Here is an 18,799-nt window from a genome sequence, read left to right as displayed (position 1 = left end):
CCGGTAGTGACGTGTCGCGGAAGGTGCCCGTGCACCCACCGTCGACCGGATTGGAGGACAATGCAGGCCTGATCACCCGCAGGAGCCACGCCCATGATGGAGCGTTACGACGTCGGACCGCGCATGTCCGAAATGACCGTGTACAACAAGGTCGCCTACCTCTCCGGCCAGATTCCGGAAGACACCAGCCAGGACATCACCGGGCAGACCCGGCAGGTGCTGGCGGAGATCGACAAGCTGCTGGCACTGGTCGCCAGTGATCGCCAGCACGTGCTGCGCGCGGAAGTGTTCCTGGCCGATATCGCCGACTTCGACGGCATGAACAAGGCGTGGGACGAGTGGGTGGTCGAGGGCGCGACCCCGGCCCGCGCAACCTTCGAAGCCAAGCTGGCCCACGCCGAGTGGAAGGTCGAGATCGTGGTGACGGCGGCCGTGCCGTAACTGCGGGATGGGGTCGGATCCCTTTCCCGCGGAAAGGGATCCGACCCCTGTTACAGGGGCAGCAACTCGATGCAGTCCACCGGGCACGGCGGAATGCACAGTTCGCAACCGGTGCACAGATCGGCGATGACCGTGTGCATGTACTTGGCGCCGCCGACGATGGCGTCCACCGGGCAGGCCTGGATGCACTTGGTGCAGCCGATGCAGTCGGCTTCCACGATCAGCGCCACCTGCGGCACCTTGTGTTCGCCACGCGAACGATCAAACGGAATGGCAGGCACGCCCAGTACCTGCGCCAGCGCGCGCGCGCCGGCATCGCCGCCCGGCGGGCAGCGGTCCACGCCCACCTCGCCGCGCGCCATCGCCTGCGCATACGGGCGGCAGCCGTCGTAGCCGCACTGCCCGCATTGGGTCTGCGGCAGCAGGCGGTCGAGGCGTTCGGTCAGGGGCGGGATCAGGCTCATGCTCATGCGTGGCGAAGGCTGCGCGTCGGGGTTACTTCAGGGGTTTGCCACGGAACCAGCGCTCGTGGGCCAGCGCCAGCATCGGCTTGTCTTCGGAACTGTCACCGTAGGCATGGATACGCACGTAGCGGGACAGATCGAACTGGCGACGGATGTGCTCGACCTTGCGCGGGCCGCAGTCGCCACCGGCATAGCGACCGGTCAGGCGGCCGTCCTGGCTTTCCAGCCGGTTGCAGATCAACTGAAGGCCCAGCTGCTCGCACCATGGCCGCAGGTACAGGTCGAGCGAGCCGGACACGATCACCACGGTATGCTGCTGTTCCCTGTGCCAGCGGATCTGCTCCAGCATTTCCGGGCGCACCACCTCGGGCAGGAACTCACGCGAGAAGCCTGCGGCCAGCGTGGCGATGTCATCGCTGTGGCGGTTGCTGAAGGTCAGGCGGGTGACGCGTGCACGGATGCGTTCGGCCGAGATCAGTTTCAGCTTGTATGCGGCCAGCCACGGGCCGACCTTCCACCACGCCTGCGCCAGCTGTTCGGCGGTGGCCACGCGGCGCAGGAAACGGCCATAGGTATCGCAGGTGGTCACGGTGTGGTCGAAGTCGAACAGCGCCAGTTCCATTCCATTGCTTCCCATCGCGTTGCCTCCGCTGGCCGATGCTGCCGGCAGGCGCGGCGGTGGCCGCGCCCGCTGCAGGCATCAGCGGACCGGCATGCCCGGCTGCGCGCCGCTGTCGGCGTCCAGCAGCGCCAGCGCGCCGCCGTCGAAACCGGCCGACAGGATCATGCCTTCGCTCAGGCCGAAGCGCATCTTGCGCGGGGCCAGGTTGGCGATGAACACCACGCTGCGACCGACCAGGGCTTCCGGCTCGCCGTAGCTGCCACGGATGCCGGAGAAGATCTGGCGCTTGCCCAGTTCGCCGGCATCCAGTTCGAAGCGCAGCAGCTTGTCCGAACCTTCCACGAACTCGCACACCAGCACCTTGCCGATGCGCAGGTCGAGCTTGGCGAAATCGTCGATGCCGATATAGGCCGGAGCATCGGCGCTCTTCGCGTCGTCCCTGGCCGGGGCCGGTGTGGCCGGCTTGGCGGCGTCGGTCCTGGCGGCGGGGGCGGCAGCGGCGGCCGGCTGCAGGGTGTCCTTGGAGGCGTCGATCATGGCGTCAATCTTCTTCGGGTCGATACGGGTGAACAGCGGGGTGTAGTCGGTGATGCGGTGGCCCAGCAGCGGCTGTGCCAGTTCGGTCCAGTCATTGACCGGCGCGGCCAGGAACGCCTCGGCCTGCGCGGCGGTAGCCGGCAGCACCGGCTTCAGTGCGGTGGCCAGCACGCGGAACAGGTTCAGGCCCTGGCTGCACACGGCCTGCAGCTGCACGTCGGCGCCTTCCTGCTTGGCGATGACCCACGGCTTGACGTCGTCGATGTAGCGGTTGGCTTCGTCGGCCAGGGTCATGGTCAGGCGGATCGCCGCAGCCGGGTCGTTGCGCTCGTAGGCTTCACGGATCGGCGCCAGGCCGTCGACGAAGCGCTGGTACTGCGCCGCGTCGGGCAGCTGCGCGGCCAGCTGGCCGTCGAAGCGCTTGCTGATGAAGCCGGCGCAGCGGCTGGCCAGGTTGACGAACTTGCCGACCAGGTCGGCGTTGACGCGGGCGATGAAATCACCCAGGTTCAGGTCAAGATCGTCGACGCCACCGCCGGACTTGGCGGCGTAGTAGTAGCGCAGCGCTTCCGGCTCCAGGCCGGCATCGAGGAAGGTACGCGCCATCACGAAGGTGCCGCGCGACTTGCTCATCTTGGCACCGTCCACGGTCAGGTAGCCGTTGACGTGCAGGCGGGTCGGCGCGCGGTGGCCGGTACCGTGCAGCACCGCCGGCCAGAACAGGCCGTGGAAGTTGACGATGTCCTTGCCGATGAAGTGGTGCAGTTCGGTGGCGGTGCCGGCGCGCAGGTGCGCTTCGAAGTCTTCGCCGAGCTTGCCGCACAGGGTCTGGAAGCTGGACAGGTAGCCGATCGGCGCATCCAGCCAGACATAGAAGTACTTGCCCGGCTGGCCGGGAATCTGGAAACCGAAGTACGGCGCATCGCGCGAGATGTCCCACGCGCGCAGGCCACCTTCGGCGTTGAGCCACTCACCCAGCTTGGCCTTCACGCCCGGCAGGGCGACATCGCCGGCCAGCCATTCGCGCAGGAATGCATCGAAGTGGCCCACCTCGAAGAAGAAGTGCTCCGAATCGCGCATTTCCGGCGTGGCGCCGGAGATGACCGAACGCGGCTCCTTCAGGTCGGTCGGTGCATAGGTCGCGCCGCAGACTTCGCAGTTGTCGCCGTACTGGTCGGGGCTGCCGCAGTTCGGGCAGATGCCCTTGACGTAGCGGTCGGGCAGGAACATGCCCTTGGCCGGGTCGTAGAACTGGGCGACCGAACGGCGGCTGATGTGGCCGGCCGCTTCCAGCTTCAGGTAGAACTGCTCGGTCAGTGCCTTGTTGGCCGCCGAGTTGGTCGAGTCGTAGTGGTCGAAGGCCACGCCGAAGGCGGCGAAGTCACGTTCGTGGCTGGCCTGGATGTTGGCGATGAAGGTTTCCGGGGTGACCCCGGCTTTTTCCGCGGCCAGCATGATCGGCGTGCCGTGGGTGTCGTCGGCGCAGACGAACCAGGCCTTGCCGCCGCTCATTCGCCGCGCACGCACCCAGATGTCGGCCTGGATGTAGCCGACCAGGTGGCCCAGGTGCAGCGGGCCGTTGGCGTAGGGCAGGGCGGTGGTGACGAGCGCGGTACGGGTCATGGTCGCGGGGTGAAGCCGAGGGGAACCGCAGAGTATCGCATGCCCGCAACGACGTGACCCGGCCGGGGCCGGGTCACGGGGATGAAGCGGGGGCCGGGGCGCTTATTCGCGCTGCCAGGTCTGCGCGCGGCAGATGAAGGCGATGCAGCCGGACACGTCCAGCCTGGTGCCACCCGGCTGCAGCTCCATCTTCGACTTGTAGGTCTTGCCGTTGGCCGGGTCGAGGATGGTGCCGCCGGACCACTTGTTGGCGCCATCGGCCTTCAGGTTCCAGAGGATGGTCATGCCCTTCACCGGCTTGTTCCTGTTGGCGCCTTCACATCCATCGCAGACCGGGTTCGGGCCCTTGTCCGAGTGCAGGATGTCGACCACCTTGCCGGTCAGGGTGCCGTTGGCGGCTTGGCTGATCTCGACGATCGACTTCACCTTGCCGGTCTTGTCGTCGATGGTCTTCCAGCGGCCGGCGGCGCCGTCGGCGGCCTGGGCCGACAGGGCGGCCAGGCACAGCGGCAGTGCCAGCAGCAGGGTCTTGAAGGTGTTGCGCATGGTCCCCTCCCAGGGTTCATTCCGGCACGGTGCCGGCATGGGTCGACTGTATACCCATTCGGCGGGGTATGGGGAAGGGGGGCTTTGCAGGGCTGCGCCCTGCACCTGCAGAGGCAGCCGCAACAGCCGGAGCAACAGCAAAAGCGGACTTGCTGAGGGATGGCGGGGCACTGTGGGTTTGCGGGGCCGCCGTAAACCCGTCCCTGGGGGCTTGGTCGCCGCATCCATGCGGCTCACTGATCTGGCCCCCTGAAAACGGACGCCATGAAGCCGTTTCAGGCGGCAGTCCGGAGCTGCCGGGCGTAGTTGTTAGGCGAGTGGTAGCCCAGCGCCGAGTGTAGCCGGGCTGGATTGTAGAAGCCGTGGATGTAAGCAGCGATGGACTGGCTGGCTTGTTCTCTACTGGCGTAAGGCTCGGCAGCCTCTTCTGTCTTGAGCGTCGCAAAGAAGCTCTCGGCCACCGCGTTGTCCCAGCAATTGCCAGGCCGGCTCATGCTTTGGACCACGCCATGGGACTGCAGCAGCTGGCGAAACTCGTTTCCCCAGTACTGCCCACCACGATCTGAATGGAAGATCAGGCCGGGTCGTTGTGGATGCAGAGCCCAAGCATTGGCAAATGCTTTCACCACCAGCTCTTCAGTCAGACGCGTGGAAACGCTGTAGCCCAGCACCTGCCGGGTCTGGACGCTGATGACCACGGCCAGATGCAGCCATCCCTGGCGGGTAGGGACATACGTGATATCCCCGACCCACGCCGTCGGTCCGGTTCCGGGGGCAAATTGCCGATCCAGCAGGTTGGGGGCGAGCTGAGATGAGCCGCCAGAGGACTTGGGTCGGAATCGGCCTTTGGCCTTGCCCTGGATTCGCTCCTCGGCCATTAACCGTGCCACGCGCTTGTGGCCGACTGGATGATTCCTGGCTCGTAAGGCCCTGACCAGCCGACGTCGCCCATAACTGCGCCTGCTGGTCACATGAATGGCCCGAAGCTCGGTGCGGAGGGCCAAATCGACATCGCACGTTTGGGCACACTGCCGGTGCAGGTAGTCATGGAATCCAGAGACAGAAACCCCAAGAACCCGACACAACAACCTGGTCGGGTACTGAGTCCTTTGACTGGCGACGAAGGCGTACCTCACTTGGACTCTCTGGCAAAGAACGCCGCCGCTTTTTTTAGGATTTCCCGCTCCATCTTCAGATTGGCGTTCTCGGCCCGAAGGCGGCTGATCTCGCTTTCCAGGTCGGTGGCTGGCCTGCGAGCCTCAGAGGTCAACGACCGGCCAGCACGGACCGCGTCAAGCCAATTTGCCAGCGTCTTGACCGACATCTCCAACTGACGGGCCGCTGCGGCCGGCCCGAGCGACTCGGCCAGCTCCACGGCTTGGTGCTTGAACTCATCGGTATAGCTACGACGGGTGATACGGGACATAAGGGACCTCCAAGTGCGATCAAAGTATCGCTTCTTGGCGTCCGCTGACGGGGGGCCAGATCACACACCCCGCAAACCCACAATGCCCCGCCTTCGACAGTTTCCGGCGATCTGCCGGTGCTGGTGCGGTTGGCGGGTGTCGACCTTGGTCGACACAGATCCATGCCATGCGTGGATGACGTTTCCGGTGGCGGCGATGGGGTCAGATCCCTTTTCCGTCGGAAAAGGGATCTGACCCGGGGACGTCAACCGGCTTCGTACAGCTCCAGCGGCAGGTCGTCGGGGTCGGCGAAGAAGGTGAAGCGGCGGCCGGTGTACTCGTCCACGCGGATCGGTTCGCACACTACGCCGTGCGCTGACAGGCGCTGGATGAAGGGTTCCAGCGTGGCCACGCGGAACGCGAGGTGGCGCAGGCCCTGGGCTTCCGGGCGGCTGGGACGGGGCGGCGGCGAGGGGAAGGAGAACAGTTCCAGCTGGCCGCCGTCGGGCAGGGCCAGGTCCAGCTTCCAGGAATCGCGCGCGGCGCGGTGGTTCTCGGCCAGCACGCGCAGGCCGAGGATGCGCACGTAGAAGTCTTTTGAACGTGCGTAGTCACTGCAGATCAGTGCGGCGTGGTGGATGCCCAGCAGGGCACCGGAATCGGCGGTCATTGCAGGGTGTCCAGCCAGCGCTGGGCGATCTTCAGCGCCAGCGGATAGGGTTCGGGGTCGTTGCGGTTGGTCAGAACGATCACGGTCAGGTGTTTTTCCGGGTGGCGCACGATCACGTTGCGGAAGCCGATGCTCTCGCCGCTGTGCCATTGCACGGGGCCATTCAGCCGCCAGCCGAACCCGTAGTGCGGTACATCCGGTTCGGGCGTCGATGTGGCGGGGCTGAACATCGCGCGGCGCGAGGCCTTCGACAGCAGGCGGTCGTCGTACAGCGCCGCATCCCAGCGGGCCAGGTCGTCCAGCGAGGAATAGATGCCGCCATCGCCGAGCACGGCGCTGGTGGTGCTCTGGTCGGTGCGCCGCCAACGGCCATCGATCCAGCTGTAGCCATAGGCGCGTGCGGCGATGGTATCGATGCCGTCCTGATGGGCCACGGTGTGGGCCATGCCCAGCGGGCGGAAGATGCGCTGTTGCAGGAAGGCTGCGAAATCCTGGCCGGAGGCGCGGCCGACGATCAGTGCCAGCAGCGCATAGCCGCTGTTGCTGTAGTGGTACTGCGTGCCGGGCGCGAAGTTCAGCCGGTCCTGGCGCGACAGCAGGGTCAGCACATCGGCGTCATGCACCTGCCGAGCATCAGCCGGGTCCATCAGGTCTTCGTAGTCGGGCAGGCCACCGGTATGCGAGAGCAGCTGGCGGATGGTGATGGCGGCCGCAGCCGGGGGCAGTTCGGGCAGCCATTGCCGGGCAGGTTGGTCCAGCCCGAGCCGCCCATCTTCCACCAGCAGCAGCACCGCCGCAGCGGTGAACTGCTTGCTGACCGAGGCCAGCCGGAAGTTGCTGGCCGCGGTGACCGCCGTGCCGTCCTCCACCACCGCCAGGCCATAGCCGCGCCGGAATACCGGTTTGCCGTCATGCAGCACCAGTACGGCGGCGCCGGGCACCTGGCCGTCGTAGGCCTGCATCAGGCCGTCGATGCCCGCATCCGGTGGGGCCAGCACCGGTGCGGCAACGGTGGCCAGCGGCAGCAGGCCCAGCACGGCGGCGAACAGGGCGACGGCAGGACGCATGGCGGCTCCGGAAGGCTCAGGGTGACGGGGCGGGCGTGGCGCTGGCCGGCTGGGCCATCCAGCGTTCCATCTTGCGGTCCAGCACGTCCAGCGGCATCGAGCCGTCCTTCAGCAGTTCGGCGTGGAAGCGGCGCAGGTCGAAGGCGGCGCCCTGGCGCGCCCTGGCCTTGTCGCGCAGGGCGACAATGGTGGTCAGGCCGGCCACGTTCGACAGTGCCTGGCCAGGCTGGGCCATGACCCGCTCGACTTCGGCGTTGGCATCGTCGCTGCTCATGTCCACGGTCTTCTGCAGGTAGGTGACAGCCTGCTGCTTGCTCCAGCCCTGGGCATTCACGCCGGTATCGGCCACCACGCGGGCGGCGCGCAGCAGGCGCGAGTACAGGTAGCCGATGCGGTCGTAGGGATCGGTGTAGATGCCCAGGTCCTCGCCCAGCGTTTCGGCGTACAGGCCCCAGCCTTCGACGAAGGCGAGATCGCCACCGAGGCGGCGGAAGCGCGGCAGCTTGGCCAGCTCCTGCTGCAGGCCCAGCTGCACGTGGTGGCCGGGGATCGCTTCATGCAGGTACTGCACCGGCACGTTCCAGCGCTTGCGGCTGGGCAGGTCTCGGGTGTTCACGTACAGCACCGCGGATTGCCCGGGCAGTGCCGGCTGATAGGCAGCGGCAGCGGCGGTGAGCGCACGCTCCGGTTCCACCGCGCGTACGTCCAGCGGCGCCTTGGGCAAGGTATCCAGCACCTGCGGCAGGCGTGCGTTGACCTGCTGCTGCACCTGGCGGTAACGGTTGATCAGCGCATTGGCATCGCCGTACTGGAACTGGCGGTCGTTGCGCATGCTGCGCAGCAGCTTGGTGGGGGTGCCGCGCAGCTTGGCATCCTTCATCACCGTGGCGATCTGCGCCTGCAGTTCCTGCACGCGTTGTTCGCCCAGCGCGTGCAGCTGCGCGGCGGTCTGGTCGCTGGCGGTGGTCTGCACGATCAGGCTGGCGTACCAGGCCTGGCCATCGGGCAGTGCGCCCAGGCCGCTGCTGGCGCGCGTGGCCGGCAGGTATTCGGTGGCGATGAAGCCGCGCAGGGCGCGATAGGCCGGCATGATGCGCAGTTCGATCATGCGCTTGTACTCGGCGCTGATGCGCGCCTTGTCCTCGGCCGGGATGGTGTTGGGCATGGTGCGGATCGGCGACCAGAAGATGCTCTCTTCGGCGGTCGGCTTGATCACCGCATCCAGTTGCGGCAGCACTTTTTCCATCAGGTCGCGCGGCTGTACCACGCCGGCCTTCATGCCTTGGCGCATGTTGTCGATGGCCTGGTCGAACAGTTCGGGAATGCCCAGCGAACGGCGCGACCAGGTGTCGTAGTCCTGTACGGTGTTGAATGGCTGCGCGCCGGCACCGGCACCGAGGATCGCCATGATGCTGCCGATGTTGTAGTACTGGCTGATCGGCATCATCCAGCTCGGGTAGCGCTCGGCGGCCAGCGAGGCGCGTGCGTCGCGCACGAAGATCTCGTAGCTGAGCAGGTCCTGGCCCTGCAGGCCATCACTGCCGAGCTTCTCGACCTTGCCCAGCCATTGCGTGGTGAAGTCGTGCGACTGCTGGCGCCAGGCGGCGGACAGGATGTTGGGCAGCTGGTCGTTGTAGCGGGATTCGCCCTGGAAGGTGGCCTGCAGCGGGTTCAACCGCATCGAGGCATCCCAGTACTCGTCGTACAGGCGCTCCAGCTGTACCTGCTTGGGTACGGCACGGGCCGGCGCCACCGGACGCGGCGCGGCGCGGCGTGCCGAGCTGCCACGCGCCGGTGCGGTGGCGCGGGCGGGCCTGGCCTTGGGCTTGGCAGCCTGGCGGGTCTGCGCGGCGGCAGGGCGGCTGGCCTTCTTTTTCGCTGCTTCGGCCGACGGCACGGCACTGAACAGGAACAACGCGGCGATGGCGGCGGCCAGGGCGCGGGTGGGATGCGGCATCAGGAGCTTCCGTGGAACACAGACCGTGGAGCTTGCACGATCCGGCCGCGTACGGCCAGCGTGAAGGCGCAGTCAGCTTGCCGCCGCTGGGGCTTCAGTCAGCCGCCGCCGCCGCGCGCAGCGCAGCGGCCCTGTCTGCGCCCAGATAGCGGGTGATCGCACGCCGCATCAGGTACAGCAGCGGAATCAGGGCAATTGCAAAGCCCATCTTGTAGATGTAGTTGACGCTGCTGACGGCCAGGAACAGCGAGGTCGGCCAGTGCTGCGGGCCGAGCACGAAGGCGATCCAGATCACCACGAAGCTGTCCACCACCTGCGAGATCGCGGTGGACCCGGTCGCACGCAGCCACACGTGGCGCTCGCCGGTGGCCTGGCGGATGCGATGGAACACCGCCACGTCGATCAGCTGGCCGAGCAGGAAGGCCACCAGTGAACCGGCGATGGTCCACATGCCCTGGCCGAACACCGCTGCGAATGCGGCCTGGTAGTCCGGCACGCCGTGCCCGTCCATGGAGGTGACCCACCAGCTGGCCGGCGCCAGCGAGATCGCCGCGAAGGCGAACAGGAAGCCATAGGCGATCAGGACCACGGCCAGCCACGAGATGAAGCGCACGCCGCGCTTGCCGAAGAACTCGTTGATGGTGTCGGTCATGATGAACACCACCGGCCATAGCAGGGTGCCGGCGGTGAAGCTGAGCGAACCAGTCTGGCCGAACAGGTTCCAGTTCAGCGGATCGATGCCGAGGGTGTCTTCCAGCGCGAAGATCTTCACTCCGATCAGTTCGGCCAGCACCGCATTGCCGCAGAAGAACGCAGCCAGCACGATGAACAGCAGGACCGCGCGGTCCTGCAACGGGCGCTCGATCGGCGCCGCGGTCATTCGCTGCGATCGCCGGAGCGCGTGAACGGAACGCTGGACGGCGCGACGGCGCCGCCGGAAATGATGAAGCTCATGGCCTGGTCGACGGTCCAGTCGGTCGGGGTCAGCAGTTCCACCGGCACGATTTCCAGGTAACCCGAAGTCGGGTTCGGCGTGGTTGGCACGTACACCGCGGCCAGTTCACGGTCGGTGCCGTGTTCCTTGATCACGCGGGTGACCAGCCCGACCGACTTCATGTCGCGGTGCGGGAAGTCGATCAGCACCACGCGCTGGGTGCTGCCCGGTTCGGTCTGCAGCATGTCCAGCAGCTTCTTGGCGCTGTCGTAGATGATGCTGGCCAGCGGAATGCGCTTGATGACCGCGCCGACCCAGCGCAGCAGGCGCTGGCCCAGCACGCGGCGGCTGGCCACGCCCACCGCCAGGATCACCAGCAGGGTGGCCAGCAGGGCGATGGTGTTCTGGATCCACTCGGCCCGGACCCAGCCGAGGTAGTGCGGAAAGCTTGTCGCGATCTGCTCGGAAAGTGGCACCACCAACGGGCTGGAAATGCCCGACAGCAGCACGAACACGAACTTGACCACGACCCAGGTCAGCCAGATCGGCAGCAGGGTCAGCAGGCCGGTCAGGAACAGGCGCTGCAGGGAGGGGCGGGGGACCAGGGCGGGGGCTTCGAGCGACATGTGCGCATTGTAGCGGTCACGGCCGCTCGATTACGCTGGGCAATCGACTGCGGCAACGGCACATGGAAGGGAAGCTGTGTTGAAGATTCTGCGCGGACTGGGTTGGACCCTGGCAGGCCTTCTGGTGCTGGCCATCGTGGTGTGGTGCGCCTCGCGCATGTGGCCGGTGCCGGAATCGCGGCTACAGGCCCAGCAGCGCCTGCAGGCCCGCCTGCCTGTCCACGGCCACAACGGTTTTGCGCTGCTGTGGACGCTCGCGTTCGACGATCTGGACGCGCGCCAGCGCGAACAGGCCCTGGCCCGCGACGTGCAGCGTTGGGAGGCCGATCCGCGCGGCAATGGCGGCGCCGGACCGCAGCTGGCGGAGGACCATGACGCGCTGCGATCACGACCGGCGGCCAGCTGCGGGCCGACCGCCAGTGACTGCCTGGGCCAGGTGCGCGCCGACCCGCAGCGCTTCGTCGATGCCCACGCTGGCCACCAGCAGCTGCATGCGCGCCTGGACCAGCTGGCCGATGCGGACCACTTCGTGTCGCCATTCCGGCCCAAGGGCGACGGCATCCTGGTGCCGATGCCGACCTATGGCCTGATGATCGATGCCACCAGCGCACGCGCGCTGGCCTATGTGCAGGGCGATATCGACGGTGCGCTGCGTGGCAGTTGCAGGGGGCTTCAGCTGGGCCGGCGGCTGGTGACGGGCGGCAGTTACCTGGTGGAGAGCATCATCGGTGCCAGCCTGGTGCAGGCCAATGCCCAACTGCTGGCCGACATGCTGGTCGAACTGCCGGCCGACCATCCGTTGCCAGCGGAATGCGACCAGGCAATGCAGCCGATGCTGGCCGCCGAACAGAGCCTGTGCCGTGCGATGCAGGGTGAGTACGCGATGAGCCGGGCTGCGATCGAAACCTCGGCGCAGGAATTCGGCGGGGTGCTGGTCCTGGATCGCAGCAGCACCCTGGCGCGCGCGGCGGGCAATCTGGGCTGGGCCTGCGGCGCGGCGGCGATGGCGGCGCTGGAAGCGGATCGCCCGCTGCCGGTGCCGGCACCGCCGCAGCATGACTTTGGCTGCCTGTCGAACATCCTGGGGTGCGTGCTGACCGATATTGCCCGCCCGGTCTATCCGGCCTATTCGTCACGGACCCAGGATGCCGCCGCGATGGTGCGGCTGATCGGCGCGCAGCGCTGGCTGCGGCAGCAGGCGCAGGATCCGGTGGATGCGCTGCAGCGCCTGCCTGCGCAGTTCCGCTCGCCGGTGCGGGCACCGCAGCTGTCGGCCGATGGCCGCCGTCTGCAGGTGCCGCGGCGTTCACCGTCGCGCAGCACCGACGAGAGCCCATGGCTGTCGGTGCCGCTGGTGATGGAGAACGCCCCGGCCGCTGCTGCGCGCGATTGAGCAGCGTGTCAGTCGCTGCCCGCCAGCGGATCGAATGCCCAGCCATCACCGATGGTCTGCAGCGTCCAGCGGCGGCGGCTGTGCAGGGGCTCCCAGTGCACGCTGTCCTTGTCGTCCTCGATGCTGCCTTCGCTCCGCTTTACCCTGCCAGTGGAGAAGTTCACGCTCACCGACTCGGTCTGCCCGGAATTGCGCATCACCGAATTCTGGTCGTAGCCGATCAGCGCAAAGGCATCGTCCTTCCAACGGAAGGTAAAGGCGGTCGTGCCCATTGACCAGCTGCCCGCGCTGGCGAATGAAAACAGTGCGACCTTCAGGGTGCCCCGCTGGATGCTGACGCCGCCGTCTTCGAGCGGGTCGCTCATCACCGGATTGTCCGGGCGCGGTATCAGCTGGTGGTCCTGCACCGCCAGCACATAGCCTGACGGGCGCGACCACGCCACGGCGAGAATGCGCGGGTTGCTGTCGTACGGCGAGGGACCCAAGCCATCGTGCTCGATGACGTTGCGTGGCGCCTGCTGACGCAGCACCAGCGCCAGGTCCGCGCGGCCATCCTGGTCGAGATCGCCTTCGACACTCGATTCAAGTGCCCAGCCCTGCGGGACGAAACCGGCGGCATTGGCCGCCTGGGCCGGCAGCGTCGGATATTGCACCGGTGGCAGGTCGAGGGCGTGGGCGGTGAAGGACAGCAGGGTCAGCAGTGTGGCAAGCGCATACGGGCGCATCGGAGCCTCCATGGCAGGGAGGCCGAGGATAGCGCGCGCGTGCTGGATCAGCGTGCGTGCGGCTTCAACCGCAGGTACACCTGCTTGCGTACCTGGGCGACCACTTCGCCGCTTTCGTCGACGACATCGTTGCTGAACCAGCGCAGCACCTTTTCGCCGCCGGCCGCTTCGGCACGCAGTTCGGCCAGCAGTGCATCATCGATGCGGAACGAAGTGCGCACCGTGCCCCGGCCAGGCTTGAGGAAATCGATCGCACCGGCCCGGTCCCACACGTAATAGTCACGGCCGAGGATGTGCAGCAGGCCCAGCATCCAGAATGGATCGGTCATCGCGAACAGGCTGCCGCCGAAATGCGTGCCCACGTAATTGCGGTTCCACGGCCGCAGTCGCAGTGCCACGTCGATCTGCCGGTAATCGGGCGTGATCCGGGTGACGTGGATGCCGGTGAACAGGAACGGCGGCCAGAGGTTGATGCCGAAGCGGAACAGGCGGGCGTTCATGCGGGTCCGGGGCGCGAGGCGAGGTGCCCAGTCTAACCATTCGCATGCGTATGTTGCACCCCGGGAGTCACGTCCCGCCGTCGATCATGAACCCGTCGCGGCCGTTGGCCTTGGCCTGGTAAAGGGCGGTGTCGGCGCCTTCCACGAAATGGTGCGGTTGCAGGTCACCGTCGGGCACGCGGGTGAATACCCCGATGGTGAGCGTGACGCCGTCATCGCTGCCATCGCCCGGCGCCGGCAGTGCACGCACGCAGGCAATCAGGTCCTCGATCACCCGGCGCGCGCCCTCGGCCGGCGTATCCGGCAGCACCAGTGCGAATTCGTCGCCACCGTAGCGCGCCGCCATGTCGCGCGGGCGACGGGCATGCGCGCCGATCAGGCGGGCGACATCACGCAGCACGCGGTCACCGACCTGGTGGCCATGGCGGTCGTTGTGGCGTTTGAAGTGGTCGACGTCGATCAGCGCCAGGCTCAATGGCTTGCCACTGCGCCGCGCGGCGTCGCATTCCTGCTGCAGTGACTGCTCGAAGCGCAGGCGGTTGCCCAGGCCGGTGAGGGCATCGCGGTTGGCCAGGCGGTGCCAGGCCGAGATCCGCCACACCGCCCAGACCAGCAGTGCCAGCACCACGCCCAGCATCGCGCTGGCCGGTGCCCACCACAGGTCACCGGTGCGCAGCAGCAGCCAGCTCAGCAGCGGCGGCATCGGCAGCGAACACAGCGCGACCAGCCACGGCAGGCGCAGGCCGAGCAGGATCACGCACAGCGCCACCAGCACGCCACTGATGGCGTGCTGCCAGGCGTGCGGCAGCACGTCGATCTGCTTGTGCTGCAGCAGCATCGAGGTGATGTTGGCCTGGTACTCGCTGCCGCTCATCCAGAACTCGCGGGTGGTCGGGGTCAGCAGGCGAGGCGCGATGCCGCTGGCCGTCATCCCGACCACGATGCGGCGGCCATGCAGCATCGCTCCATCCACGTGCCCATCGAGCACGTCCGCATAGGACACCTGCGGCAGCCGCTCGGGCGGGCCGACGTAGCGCACGCGCACGTAATCATCGCGACGCCATTGATAGGGCGAGCCCAGCGCCGGGTCGGGGTCGGGCAGGCCGCGTACCGCACCCGCCGGCAGGTCGGCCAGTGCCAGGCCCAGTGCCGGCCAGTGCGGCCGTCCGATACCGGCGTGCAGATAGACGCCGCGGGCGACGCCGTCCCCATCCACCTCGACATCGGTGTGGCCGATCGCGGCGGCACTGGCGGCGATCTGCGGGATCGGCAGCATTTCCTCGGCCATGCGGTCGCCGGCCGCCGGTGCCGCCAGCACCGGCAGCACCACCCGGCCGTTGCGTCGGATCGCGGCCGCCAGCTCATCATCCTGGCGGCTGTCGCGACGGTCGGGTTCGGACAGCATCAGGTCCAGCGCAACGCGTTCGGCGCCGGCATCGGTCAGGCGGTCCAGCAGGCGGGCATGCACCGAGCGCGGCCAGGGCCACTGGCCGATACGCTGCAGGCTGCCTTCGTCGATGGCCACGATCAGCACGCTGGGGTCGGGGCGGTAGTCCCAGTTGCCGACCAGTGCGTCATAGGCCGCCTCGTCCTGCCGCCACAGCCATTGGCCCTGGCTGGCCACGATGGTCAGCACGCCGGCCAGCAGGGCCAGCAGGATCCGCTTCGACCATGGCAGCGGCGAGCGCCTCACAACAACAACCAGAGCAGCAGTGCACCGCCACCGGCGCCGTAGCACAGGCGGCATGGCAACGGGATCTGCTGGGCAGGGGAGAACTCGCCGGCGTGGCCGTCATCGTCGATGTACTGCACGCGCACGTGCAGCGTGCCGCTCCACGGGCGCTTGAAGCTCACCTGCGGCTGGGCCACGGTTTCATCGATCAATGGGGCCTTGAAGTCACCGCGGCGATCCACCTGCACCCGGTAGCGCTGGCCTTCGCTGCCGGCCTGCCAGCGCAGGGTGAGCTCGCCGTGCGCGGCCTCGGGCGGTTGCAGTGCCGGGTCCACCGGCTCGTTGCTCAGCTGCAGCGGCAGCGCCTGGCCATAGCGGCCCTGGTGGCCTTCGGCATCGCGCGAGGCCACGCGCCAGTAGTACTGTCCGGGCGGCAGCGGTTGCGCCAGGCGCAGGTCGGTCGCATGGGTAGCCTGCTCCTGCAGTGGCTGCCGGAAGCTGGGTTCGGCGGCGATCTGCAGCACGCTGCTGCGTGCACCGGGGGCCTGGCTCCAGCGGAAGCGCGGGCGGTCGCTGTTGATCGTCTGCCCATGCAGCGGCGATACGGTCAGCGGCGGCGGTGGCTGATCACTGAGCTCGAAATCGGCGCTCGCATCCAGGCCTTCGACGCCCTGTGCGTCGACCGCGCGCAACAAGAGGCGCAGCTGGCCGGGCGGCAGGTCGCCGATCGCCAACCGGGTGTCGGCGGTGGTGGTGGCGAACAGCAGGATCTCCGGCGTTGCCGCCTGCACCACTTCCACCCGGTAGTGATCGGCGCCAGTGACCGGTTCCCAGGCAAGCAGGGTCGGCAGCGGCGCCAGGCGCAGCGCGTCATTGCGCAGCGCCGGCGCCGGCAGCAGGGCCGAGACCGCGGCGGGGGCCGCATCGGCGCTGCTGCTGCGGGTGGACTGCCCCGGCCGTACCAGCCGCTGGCCATGGGGGTTGCCGACCTGCACCTTGCCCTGCAGGACCTCGGTGGCGCCGACGTGCCCGGTATCCCCGGCGCTGACCCGGAACAGCGTGCCGCGCACGCTGCTGGTCGCGGTGGGTGCATCGATGATGTAGCGCGAGGCCGGGCCGCGCGCCGGCGTCACCCGGTTGCTGGCGCGCCCCTGCTGCAGGCGCAGGCGGGTGTCGACCATGCCGGTGTGGCCATAGCGGCTGAGCTGGTCCAGGCGCAGGCGCGAGTATTCGCGCAGCTGCAGGCGCGAGGCATCGGCGAATTCCAGCGTGATGCTGGAATCGCCCTCGGTTTCCACGGTGTCACCGATATGCAGCTGCTCGCCGGCCTGGAGCGCACGGGTCGCCGTGCCATCGGCACCGGACAGCTCGACCTTGCCGCGCACCGACAGCACCCGGGCCGGCGCCGGTTCGGTGCGCAGCCAGCTGATCGGGAAGCGCAGCAGCTGGCCCGGCGGCAACTGGTAGGGGTTGTCGATGCGGTTGTGCTGCTGCAGCTGCTGCCAGCGCACCGAGGGTTTCAGGTACAGCCCACCCAGGTCCCACAGGGTGTCGCCGGGCCGGACCCGGTAGTTCCAGTCCTGGGCGCCGGCGATGGCAGGCGGCAGGAGGAGGGCGCAGAGCAGGGCGCCCGTTAAACGCATGGCGAACGACAGAGAGCGGACGACGGTCACAGTTTGCAATCCCGGCAATGCGGGGGTGCAGCTGCAAGACCCCATGGCCCCGACCTCATCCCCCCGAACGGATCGTGGCGACCGCAAGGCCGCCAGCGCGCGCATTATTGCCCGCGTTCAGTGCAGGGATTCTGAACGGAGCGGGCTTCCGTTCAGAACAGCAGCGACGCCATCCTGCGGCGGTACTGGCCCACCAGGTCCTCGTCGGAGATCACATTGAAGGCGTCGATCAAGGCTTTGCGTGGCAGGCCCTCCTCGAATCCACGGTCGATCCGCAGCATTTCCAGGAACTGCGCCAGGGCGGCCTCGTCATGCCCGCCCAGCAGCAGCTGCACGCCGCGCAGGTGGCGGGCCTTGAGATCCTTGCCATCAGCGGCGATGCGGGCCTCCAGCACCTCGGCCGCCGGGGCATCCTTCAGCGCAGCGGCGAAGGCCAGGCGGGCACGGGCGCGCACGGCGCGGTCGTCGGTGGCCAGATTGGCCGGCAGGCCGTCGATCAGGGTACCGGCCTCGTCCACGCCGCCGATCTGCAGCAGGGCCAGGGCCAGGTCGAGCTTCAGCTCATCCTTGTCCGGCTCGGCGGCGATCTGCGCGCGCAGTACGTCGACCTGCGCCTGCGGGTCCAGCGGGGCGTCATCCTCAGGGGCGGCATCGCCGACATCGGCCGGCACGATGCCGTGCTGGGCCAGGAATTCACGCAGCTGGCCTTCCGGAATGGCGCCGGGGAAGCCGTCCACCAGCTGGCCGCCCTTGACCAGGAACACGGTGGGCACCGAGCGGATCTGGAAGGCCGCCGCGATCTGCTGTTCCTTGTCGACATCGACCTTGGCCAGCTCGAAAGCGCCGTTGTACTCGGCAGCCAGCTTTTCCAGCATCGGGCCCAGGGTCTTGCACGGCCCGCACCAGGTGGCCCAGAAGTCGACCAGCACCGGCGTCTGCAGCGACTTCTGCAGGACTTCGGCCTCGAAGGTCGCAGTGGTGGCGTCGAATACGTAGGTCGTCTCGGTCATGGGGGAGGCATCGCTTGGCATCTGGAGACCGATTCTATGGTGACGATCGATGTCGGTCTCAACCCTGCCATCACGGAGTACGCCCTCGAGTGGTGCTGGCGGGCCGGCAGGGGCGCAGTGCAGCGTGTGGATCACCCACTAGCCGGAGGCGACAGGCTTCGATGGGGAGGCGCGCTTGCGACAGGGCGGAACTGCCATGCCTCGAGCATCACGGTAGGCGCAGCAGGCAGATATTGAAGTGCTCTGGAATGCGCCGCGCTTGGCGCATCGCGCCGCTACCGCGACAATGCCGTGGTCCATTCCTTTCCAGGTGATTGCGCGCAATGTCCGTGGTCCGGCTTGATCGTTGGTTGGGGCTGCTTGCGGCAGTCGTATTCGTCCTGGCCGTGGCCGGCTTCGGTGCCGGCCTGGACGGCTATGCCCAGGCTCGCCACCCGGTGGCGCTGCTGGGTGCGCGCGGTGTACCGCATGCGCTGGCCTTCAATCTGCTGGGTTTCGTGCTGCCCGGCGTGCTGGCGGTGGCGGTGGCTGAACGCCTGCGCCGCAGTCTGCCGGCCACTGCTGGCTGGGCGCCACGGGTCGGCAGCCAGATGCTGCTGCTGGCCGGTCTGGCCTTTGCCGCGATGGGGCTGCTGCCACTGGACGTGGATGACCTGCATGGGCCCGCCAGCCAGCTGCATGCCAGCGCCTGGATGATCTGGGTGCTGGGTTTCGTCGCCGGCACCGTGCTGCTGGGCGTGTCCCATCTGCGCCAGGCGCATGGCCGGGCCTCGGGCGCAGTGGCCCTGGGCTGCGGCGTGCTGGCCGCGCTGGCGGCGTTCGCCCTGCAGGGCACACTGCCGGCGCCGATGGCACAACGGCTCGCGTTCGCCTGCTGGCTGGTCTGGCTGGCGGCGGCCCTGCCGCTGTCGCGTCCGCGCTGAGACGCCTCCC

19 protein-coding genes are annotated in these 18,799 nt (G+C 67.9%); 3 read left to right on the top strand and 16 right to left on the bottom strand.

The window, feature by feature from the left end; translation table 11 throughout:
* The first annotated feature begins 93 nt into the window (after positions 1-93).
* Positions 94-441 carry a RidA family protein gene (locus ACT6SE_RS15210; RefSeq protein ID WP_005418155.1) on the top strand — a complete coding sequence of 116 codons (348 nt, stop codon included), beginning with the start codon at positions 94-96 and terminating at the stop codon, positions 439-441.
* Positions 442-491: 50 nt separating this feature from the next.
* Here ACT6SE_RS15210 and rnfB read toward each other — a convergent pair whose 3' ends face one another.
* From rnfB to ACT6SE_RS15155, 11 genes are all read right to left on the bottom strand, one after another.
* On the bottom strand, positions 492-905 hold the full coding sequence (gene rnfB, locus ACT6SE_RS15205; RefSeq protein WP_014647962.1) for an Rnf electron transport complex subunit RnfB: 414 nt from the start codon (positions 903-905) through the stop codon (positions 492-494).
* Positions 906-936: 31 nt separating this feature from the next.
* Positions 937-1,527: an HAD family hydrolase gene (locus ACT6SE_RS15200; RefSeq protein ID WP_032958670.1), complete on the bottom strand. Its 591-nt coding sequence runs from the start codon at positions 1,525-1,527 to the stop codon at positions 937-939.
* 78 nt (positions 1,528-1,605) lie between these two features.
* Positions 1,606-3,687 carry a methionine--tRNA ligase gene (metG, locus tag ACT6SE_RS15195; protein ID WP_046431901.1) on the bottom strand — a complete coding sequence of 694 codons (2,082 nt, stop codon included), beginning with the start codon at positions 3,685-3,687 and terminating at the stop codon, positions 1,606-1,608.
* A gap of 102 nt (positions 3,688-3,789) precedes the next feature.
* Positions 3,790-4,233: a DUF2147 domain-containing protein gene (locus ACT6SE_RS15190; RefSeq protein WP_032958676.1), complete on the bottom strand. Its 444-nt coding sequence runs from the start codon at positions 4,231-4,233 to the stop codon at positions 3,790-3,792.
* 275 nt (positions 4,234-4,508) lie between these two features.
* The gene (locus tag ACT6SE_RS15185) at positions 4,509-5,369 is read right to left on the bottom strand and encodes an IS3 family transposase (protein WP_046429951.1); all 861 of its coding nucleotides are present in this window, start codon (positions 5,367-5,369) and stop codon (positions 4,509-4,511) included.
* Positions 5,366-5,659 carry a transposase gene (locus ACT6SE_RS15180; protein ID WP_006388655.1) on the bottom strand — a complete coding sequence of 98 codons (294 nt, stop codon included), beginning with the start codon at positions 5,657-5,659 and terminating at the stop codon, positions 5,366-5,368. The genes ACT6SE_RS15185 and ACT6SE_RS15180 overlap by 4 nt, the downstream gene beginning before the upstream one ends.
* A 245-nt stretch (positions 5,660-5,904) precedes the next feature.
* Positions 5,905-6,309 carry an SMU1112c/YaeR family gloxylase I-like metalloprotein gene (gene gloA2, locus ACT6SE_RS15175; protein ID WP_014647959.1) on the bottom strand — a complete coding sequence of 135 codons (405 nt, stop codon included), beginning with the start codon at positions 6,307-6,309 and terminating at the stop codon, positions 5,905-5,907.
* On the bottom strand, positions 6,306-7,376 hold the full coding sequence (locus ACT6SE_RS15170; RefSeq protein ID WP_046431895.1) for a serine hydrolase domain-containing protein: 1,071 nt from the start codon (positions 7,374-7,376) through the stop codon (positions 6,306-6,308). Before ACT6SE_RS15170 ends, gloA2 begins: the two co-directional genes overlap by 4 nt.
* A gap of 16 nt (positions 7,377-7,392) precedes the next feature.
* Entirely contained in the window at positions 7,393-9,333 is a 1,941-nt protein-coding gene (locus ACT6SE_RS15165) for a DUF885 domain-containing protein (protein WP_046431893.1), read from the bottom strand.
* Between the two features lie 94 nt (positions 9,334-9,427).
* Positions 9,428-10,213: a queuosine precursor transporter gene (locus ACT6SE_RS15160; RefSeq protein WP_014038042.1), complete on the bottom strand. Its 786-nt coding sequence runs from the start codon at positions 10,211-10,213 to the stop codon at positions 9,428-9,430.
* Complete coding sequence (locus tag ACT6SE_RS15155; RefSeq protein ID WP_049420884.1) at positions 10,210-10,893, bottom strand: DUF502 domain-containing protein; 684 nt, start codon at positions 10,891-10,893, stop codon at positions 10,210-10,212. Before ACT6SE_RS15155 ends, ACT6SE_RS15160 begins: the two co-directional genes overlap by 4 nt.
* Positions 10,894-10,969: 76 nt before the next feature.
* Between ACT6SE_RS15155 and ACT6SE_RS15150 the strand changes: the two genes are divergently transcribed.
* Positions 10,970-12,286 (top strand): hypothetical protein, encoded by a 1,317-nt coding sequence (locus tag ACT6SE_RS15150; protein WP_014647955.1) that lies wholly within the window; start codon positions 10,970-10,972, stop codon positions 12,284-12,286.
* 8 nt (positions 12,287-12,294) lie between these two features.
* Here ACT6SE_RS15150 and ACT6SE_RS15145 read toward each other — a convergent pair whose 3' ends face one another.
* The 5 genes from ACT6SE_RS15145 to trxA all read right to left on the bottom strand — a co-directional run bounded on the left by ACT6SE_RS15145 (position 12,295) and on the right by trxA (position 17,866).
* Complete coding sequence (locus ACT6SE_RS15145; protein WP_046431882.1) at positions 12,295-13,011, bottom strand: hypothetical protein; 717 nt, start codon at positions 13,009-13,011, stop codon at positions 12,295-12,297.
* A 47-nt stretch (positions 13,012-13,058) separates the two neighbouring features.
* Positions 13,059-13,511: a DUF4442 domain-containing protein gene (locus ACT6SE_RS15140; RefSeq protein ID WP_014647953.1), complete on the bottom strand. Its 453-nt coding sequence runs from the start codon at positions 13,509-13,511 to the stop codon at positions 13,059-13,061.
* A 67-nt stretch (positions 13,512-13,578) separates the two neighbouring features.
* On the bottom strand, positions 13,579-15,204 hold the full coding sequence (locus ACT6SE_RS15135) for a CHASE2 domain-containing protein (RefSeq protein ID WP_046431880.1): 1,626 nt from the start codon (positions 15,202-15,204) through the stop codon (positions 13,579-13,581).
* A complete protein-coding gene (locus tag ACT6SE_RS15130) occupies positions 15,201-16,901 on the bottom strand; it encodes a FecR family protein (protein WP_046431878.1) in 1,701 nt (566 codons plus the stop codon). Before ACT6SE_RS15130 ends, ACT6SE_RS15135 begins: the two co-directional genes overlap by 4 nt.
* A gap of 107 nt (positions 16,902-17,008) precedes the next feature.
* Entirely contained in the window at positions 17,009-17,866 is an 858-nt protein-coding gene (gene trxA, locus ACT6SE_RS15125; RefSeq protein ID WP_014038035.1) for a thioredoxin, read from the bottom strand.
* 323 nt (positions 17,867-18,189) lie between these two features.
* On the opposite strand from trxA, the gene ACT6SE_RS15120 reads away from it, so the two are divergent.
* Positions 18,190-18,789, top strand: coding sequence for a DUF998 domain-containing protein (locus ACT6SE_RS15120; protein WP_046431876.1), 600 nt, complete (start codon positions 18,190-18,192; stop codon positions 18,787-18,789).
* Positions 18,790-18,799: the final 10 nt, after the last annotated feature.

This window comes from Stenotrophomonas sp. LC732 (assembly GCF_052446685.1).
GTDB lineage: Bacteria > Pseudomonadota > Gammaproteobacteria > Xanthomonadales > Xanthomonadaceae > Stenotrophomonas > Stenotrophomonas muris.
The sequence above is the reverse complement of the archived record's forward strand: the minus strand, read 5'-3'. Positions and strand labels throughout refer to the sequence as shown.

What these genes read in the sequence shown, in the direction of transcription:
- ACT6SE_RS15210 (WP_005418155.1), top strand. Translation starts at nt 94, where the DNA reads ATGATGGAGCGTTACGACGTCGGACCGCGCATGTCCGAAATGACCGTG.
- rnfB (WP_014647962.1), bottom strand. Translation starts at nt 905, where the DNA reads ATGAGCCTGATCCCGCCCCTGACCGAACGCCTCGACCGCCTGCTGCCG.
- ACT6SE_RS15200 (WP_032958670.1), bottom strand. Translation starts at nt 1,527, where the DNA reads ATGGAACTGGCGCTGTTCGACTTCGACCACACCGTGACCACCTGCGAT.
- metG (WP_046431901.1), bottom strand. Translation starts at nt 3,687, where the DNA reads ATGACCCGTACCGCGCTCGTCACCACCGCCCTGCCCTACGCCAACGGC.
- ACT6SE_RS15190 (WP_032958676.1), bottom strand. Translation starts at nt 4,233, where the DNA reads ATGCGCAACACCTTCAAGACCCTGCTGCTGGCACTGCCGCTGTGCCTG.
- ACT6SE_RS15180 (WP_006388655.1), bottom strand. Translation starts at nt 5,659, where the DNA reads ATGTCCCGTATCACCCGTCGTAGCTATACCGATGAGTTCAAGCACCAA.
- gloA2 (WP_014647959.1), bottom strand. Translation starts at nt 6,309, where the DNA reads ATGACCGCCGATTCCGGTGCCCTGCTGGGCATCCACCACGCCGCACTG.
- ACT6SE_RS15170 (WP_046431895.1), bottom strand. Translation starts at nt 7,376, where the DNA reads ATGCGTCCTGCCGTCGCCCTGTTCGCCGCCGTGCTGGGCCTGCTGCCG.
- ACT6SE_RS15165 (WP_046431893.1), bottom strand. Translation starts at nt 9,333, where the DNA reads ATGCCGCATCCCACCCGCGCCCTGGCCGCCGCCATCGCCGCGTTGTTC.
- ACT6SE_RS15160 (WP_014038042.1), bottom strand. Translation starts at nt 10,213, where the DNA reads ATGACCGCGGCGCCGATCGAGCGCCCGTTGCAGGACCGCGCGGTCCTG.
- ACT6SE_RS15155 (WP_049420884.1), bottom strand. Translation starts at nt 10,893, where the DNA reads ATGTCGCTCGAAGCCCCCGCCCTGGTCCCCCGCCCCTCCCTGCAGCGC.
- ACT6SE_RS15145 (WP_046431882.1), bottom strand. Translation starts at nt 13,011, where the DNA reads ATGCGCCCGTATGCGCTTGCCACACTGCTGACCCTGCTGTCCTTCACC.
- ACT6SE_RS15140 (WP_014647953.1), bottom strand. Translation starts at nt 13,511, where the DNA reads ATGAACGCCCGCCTGTTCCGCTTCGGCATCAACCTCTGGCCGCCGTTC.
- ACT6SE_RS15130 (WP_046431878.1), bottom strand. Translation starts at nt 16,901, where the DNA reads ATGGGGTCTTGCAGCTGCACCCCCGCATTGCCGGGATTGCAAACTGTG.
- trxA (WP_014038035.1), bottom strand. Translation starts at nt 17,866, where the DNA reads ATGACCGAGACGACCTACGTATTCGACGCCACCACTGCGACCTTCGAG.
- ACT6SE_RS15120 (WP_046431876.1), top strand. Translation starts at nt 18,190, where the DNA reads ATGTCCGTGGTCCGGCTTGATCGTTGGTTGGGGCTGCTTGCGGCAGTC.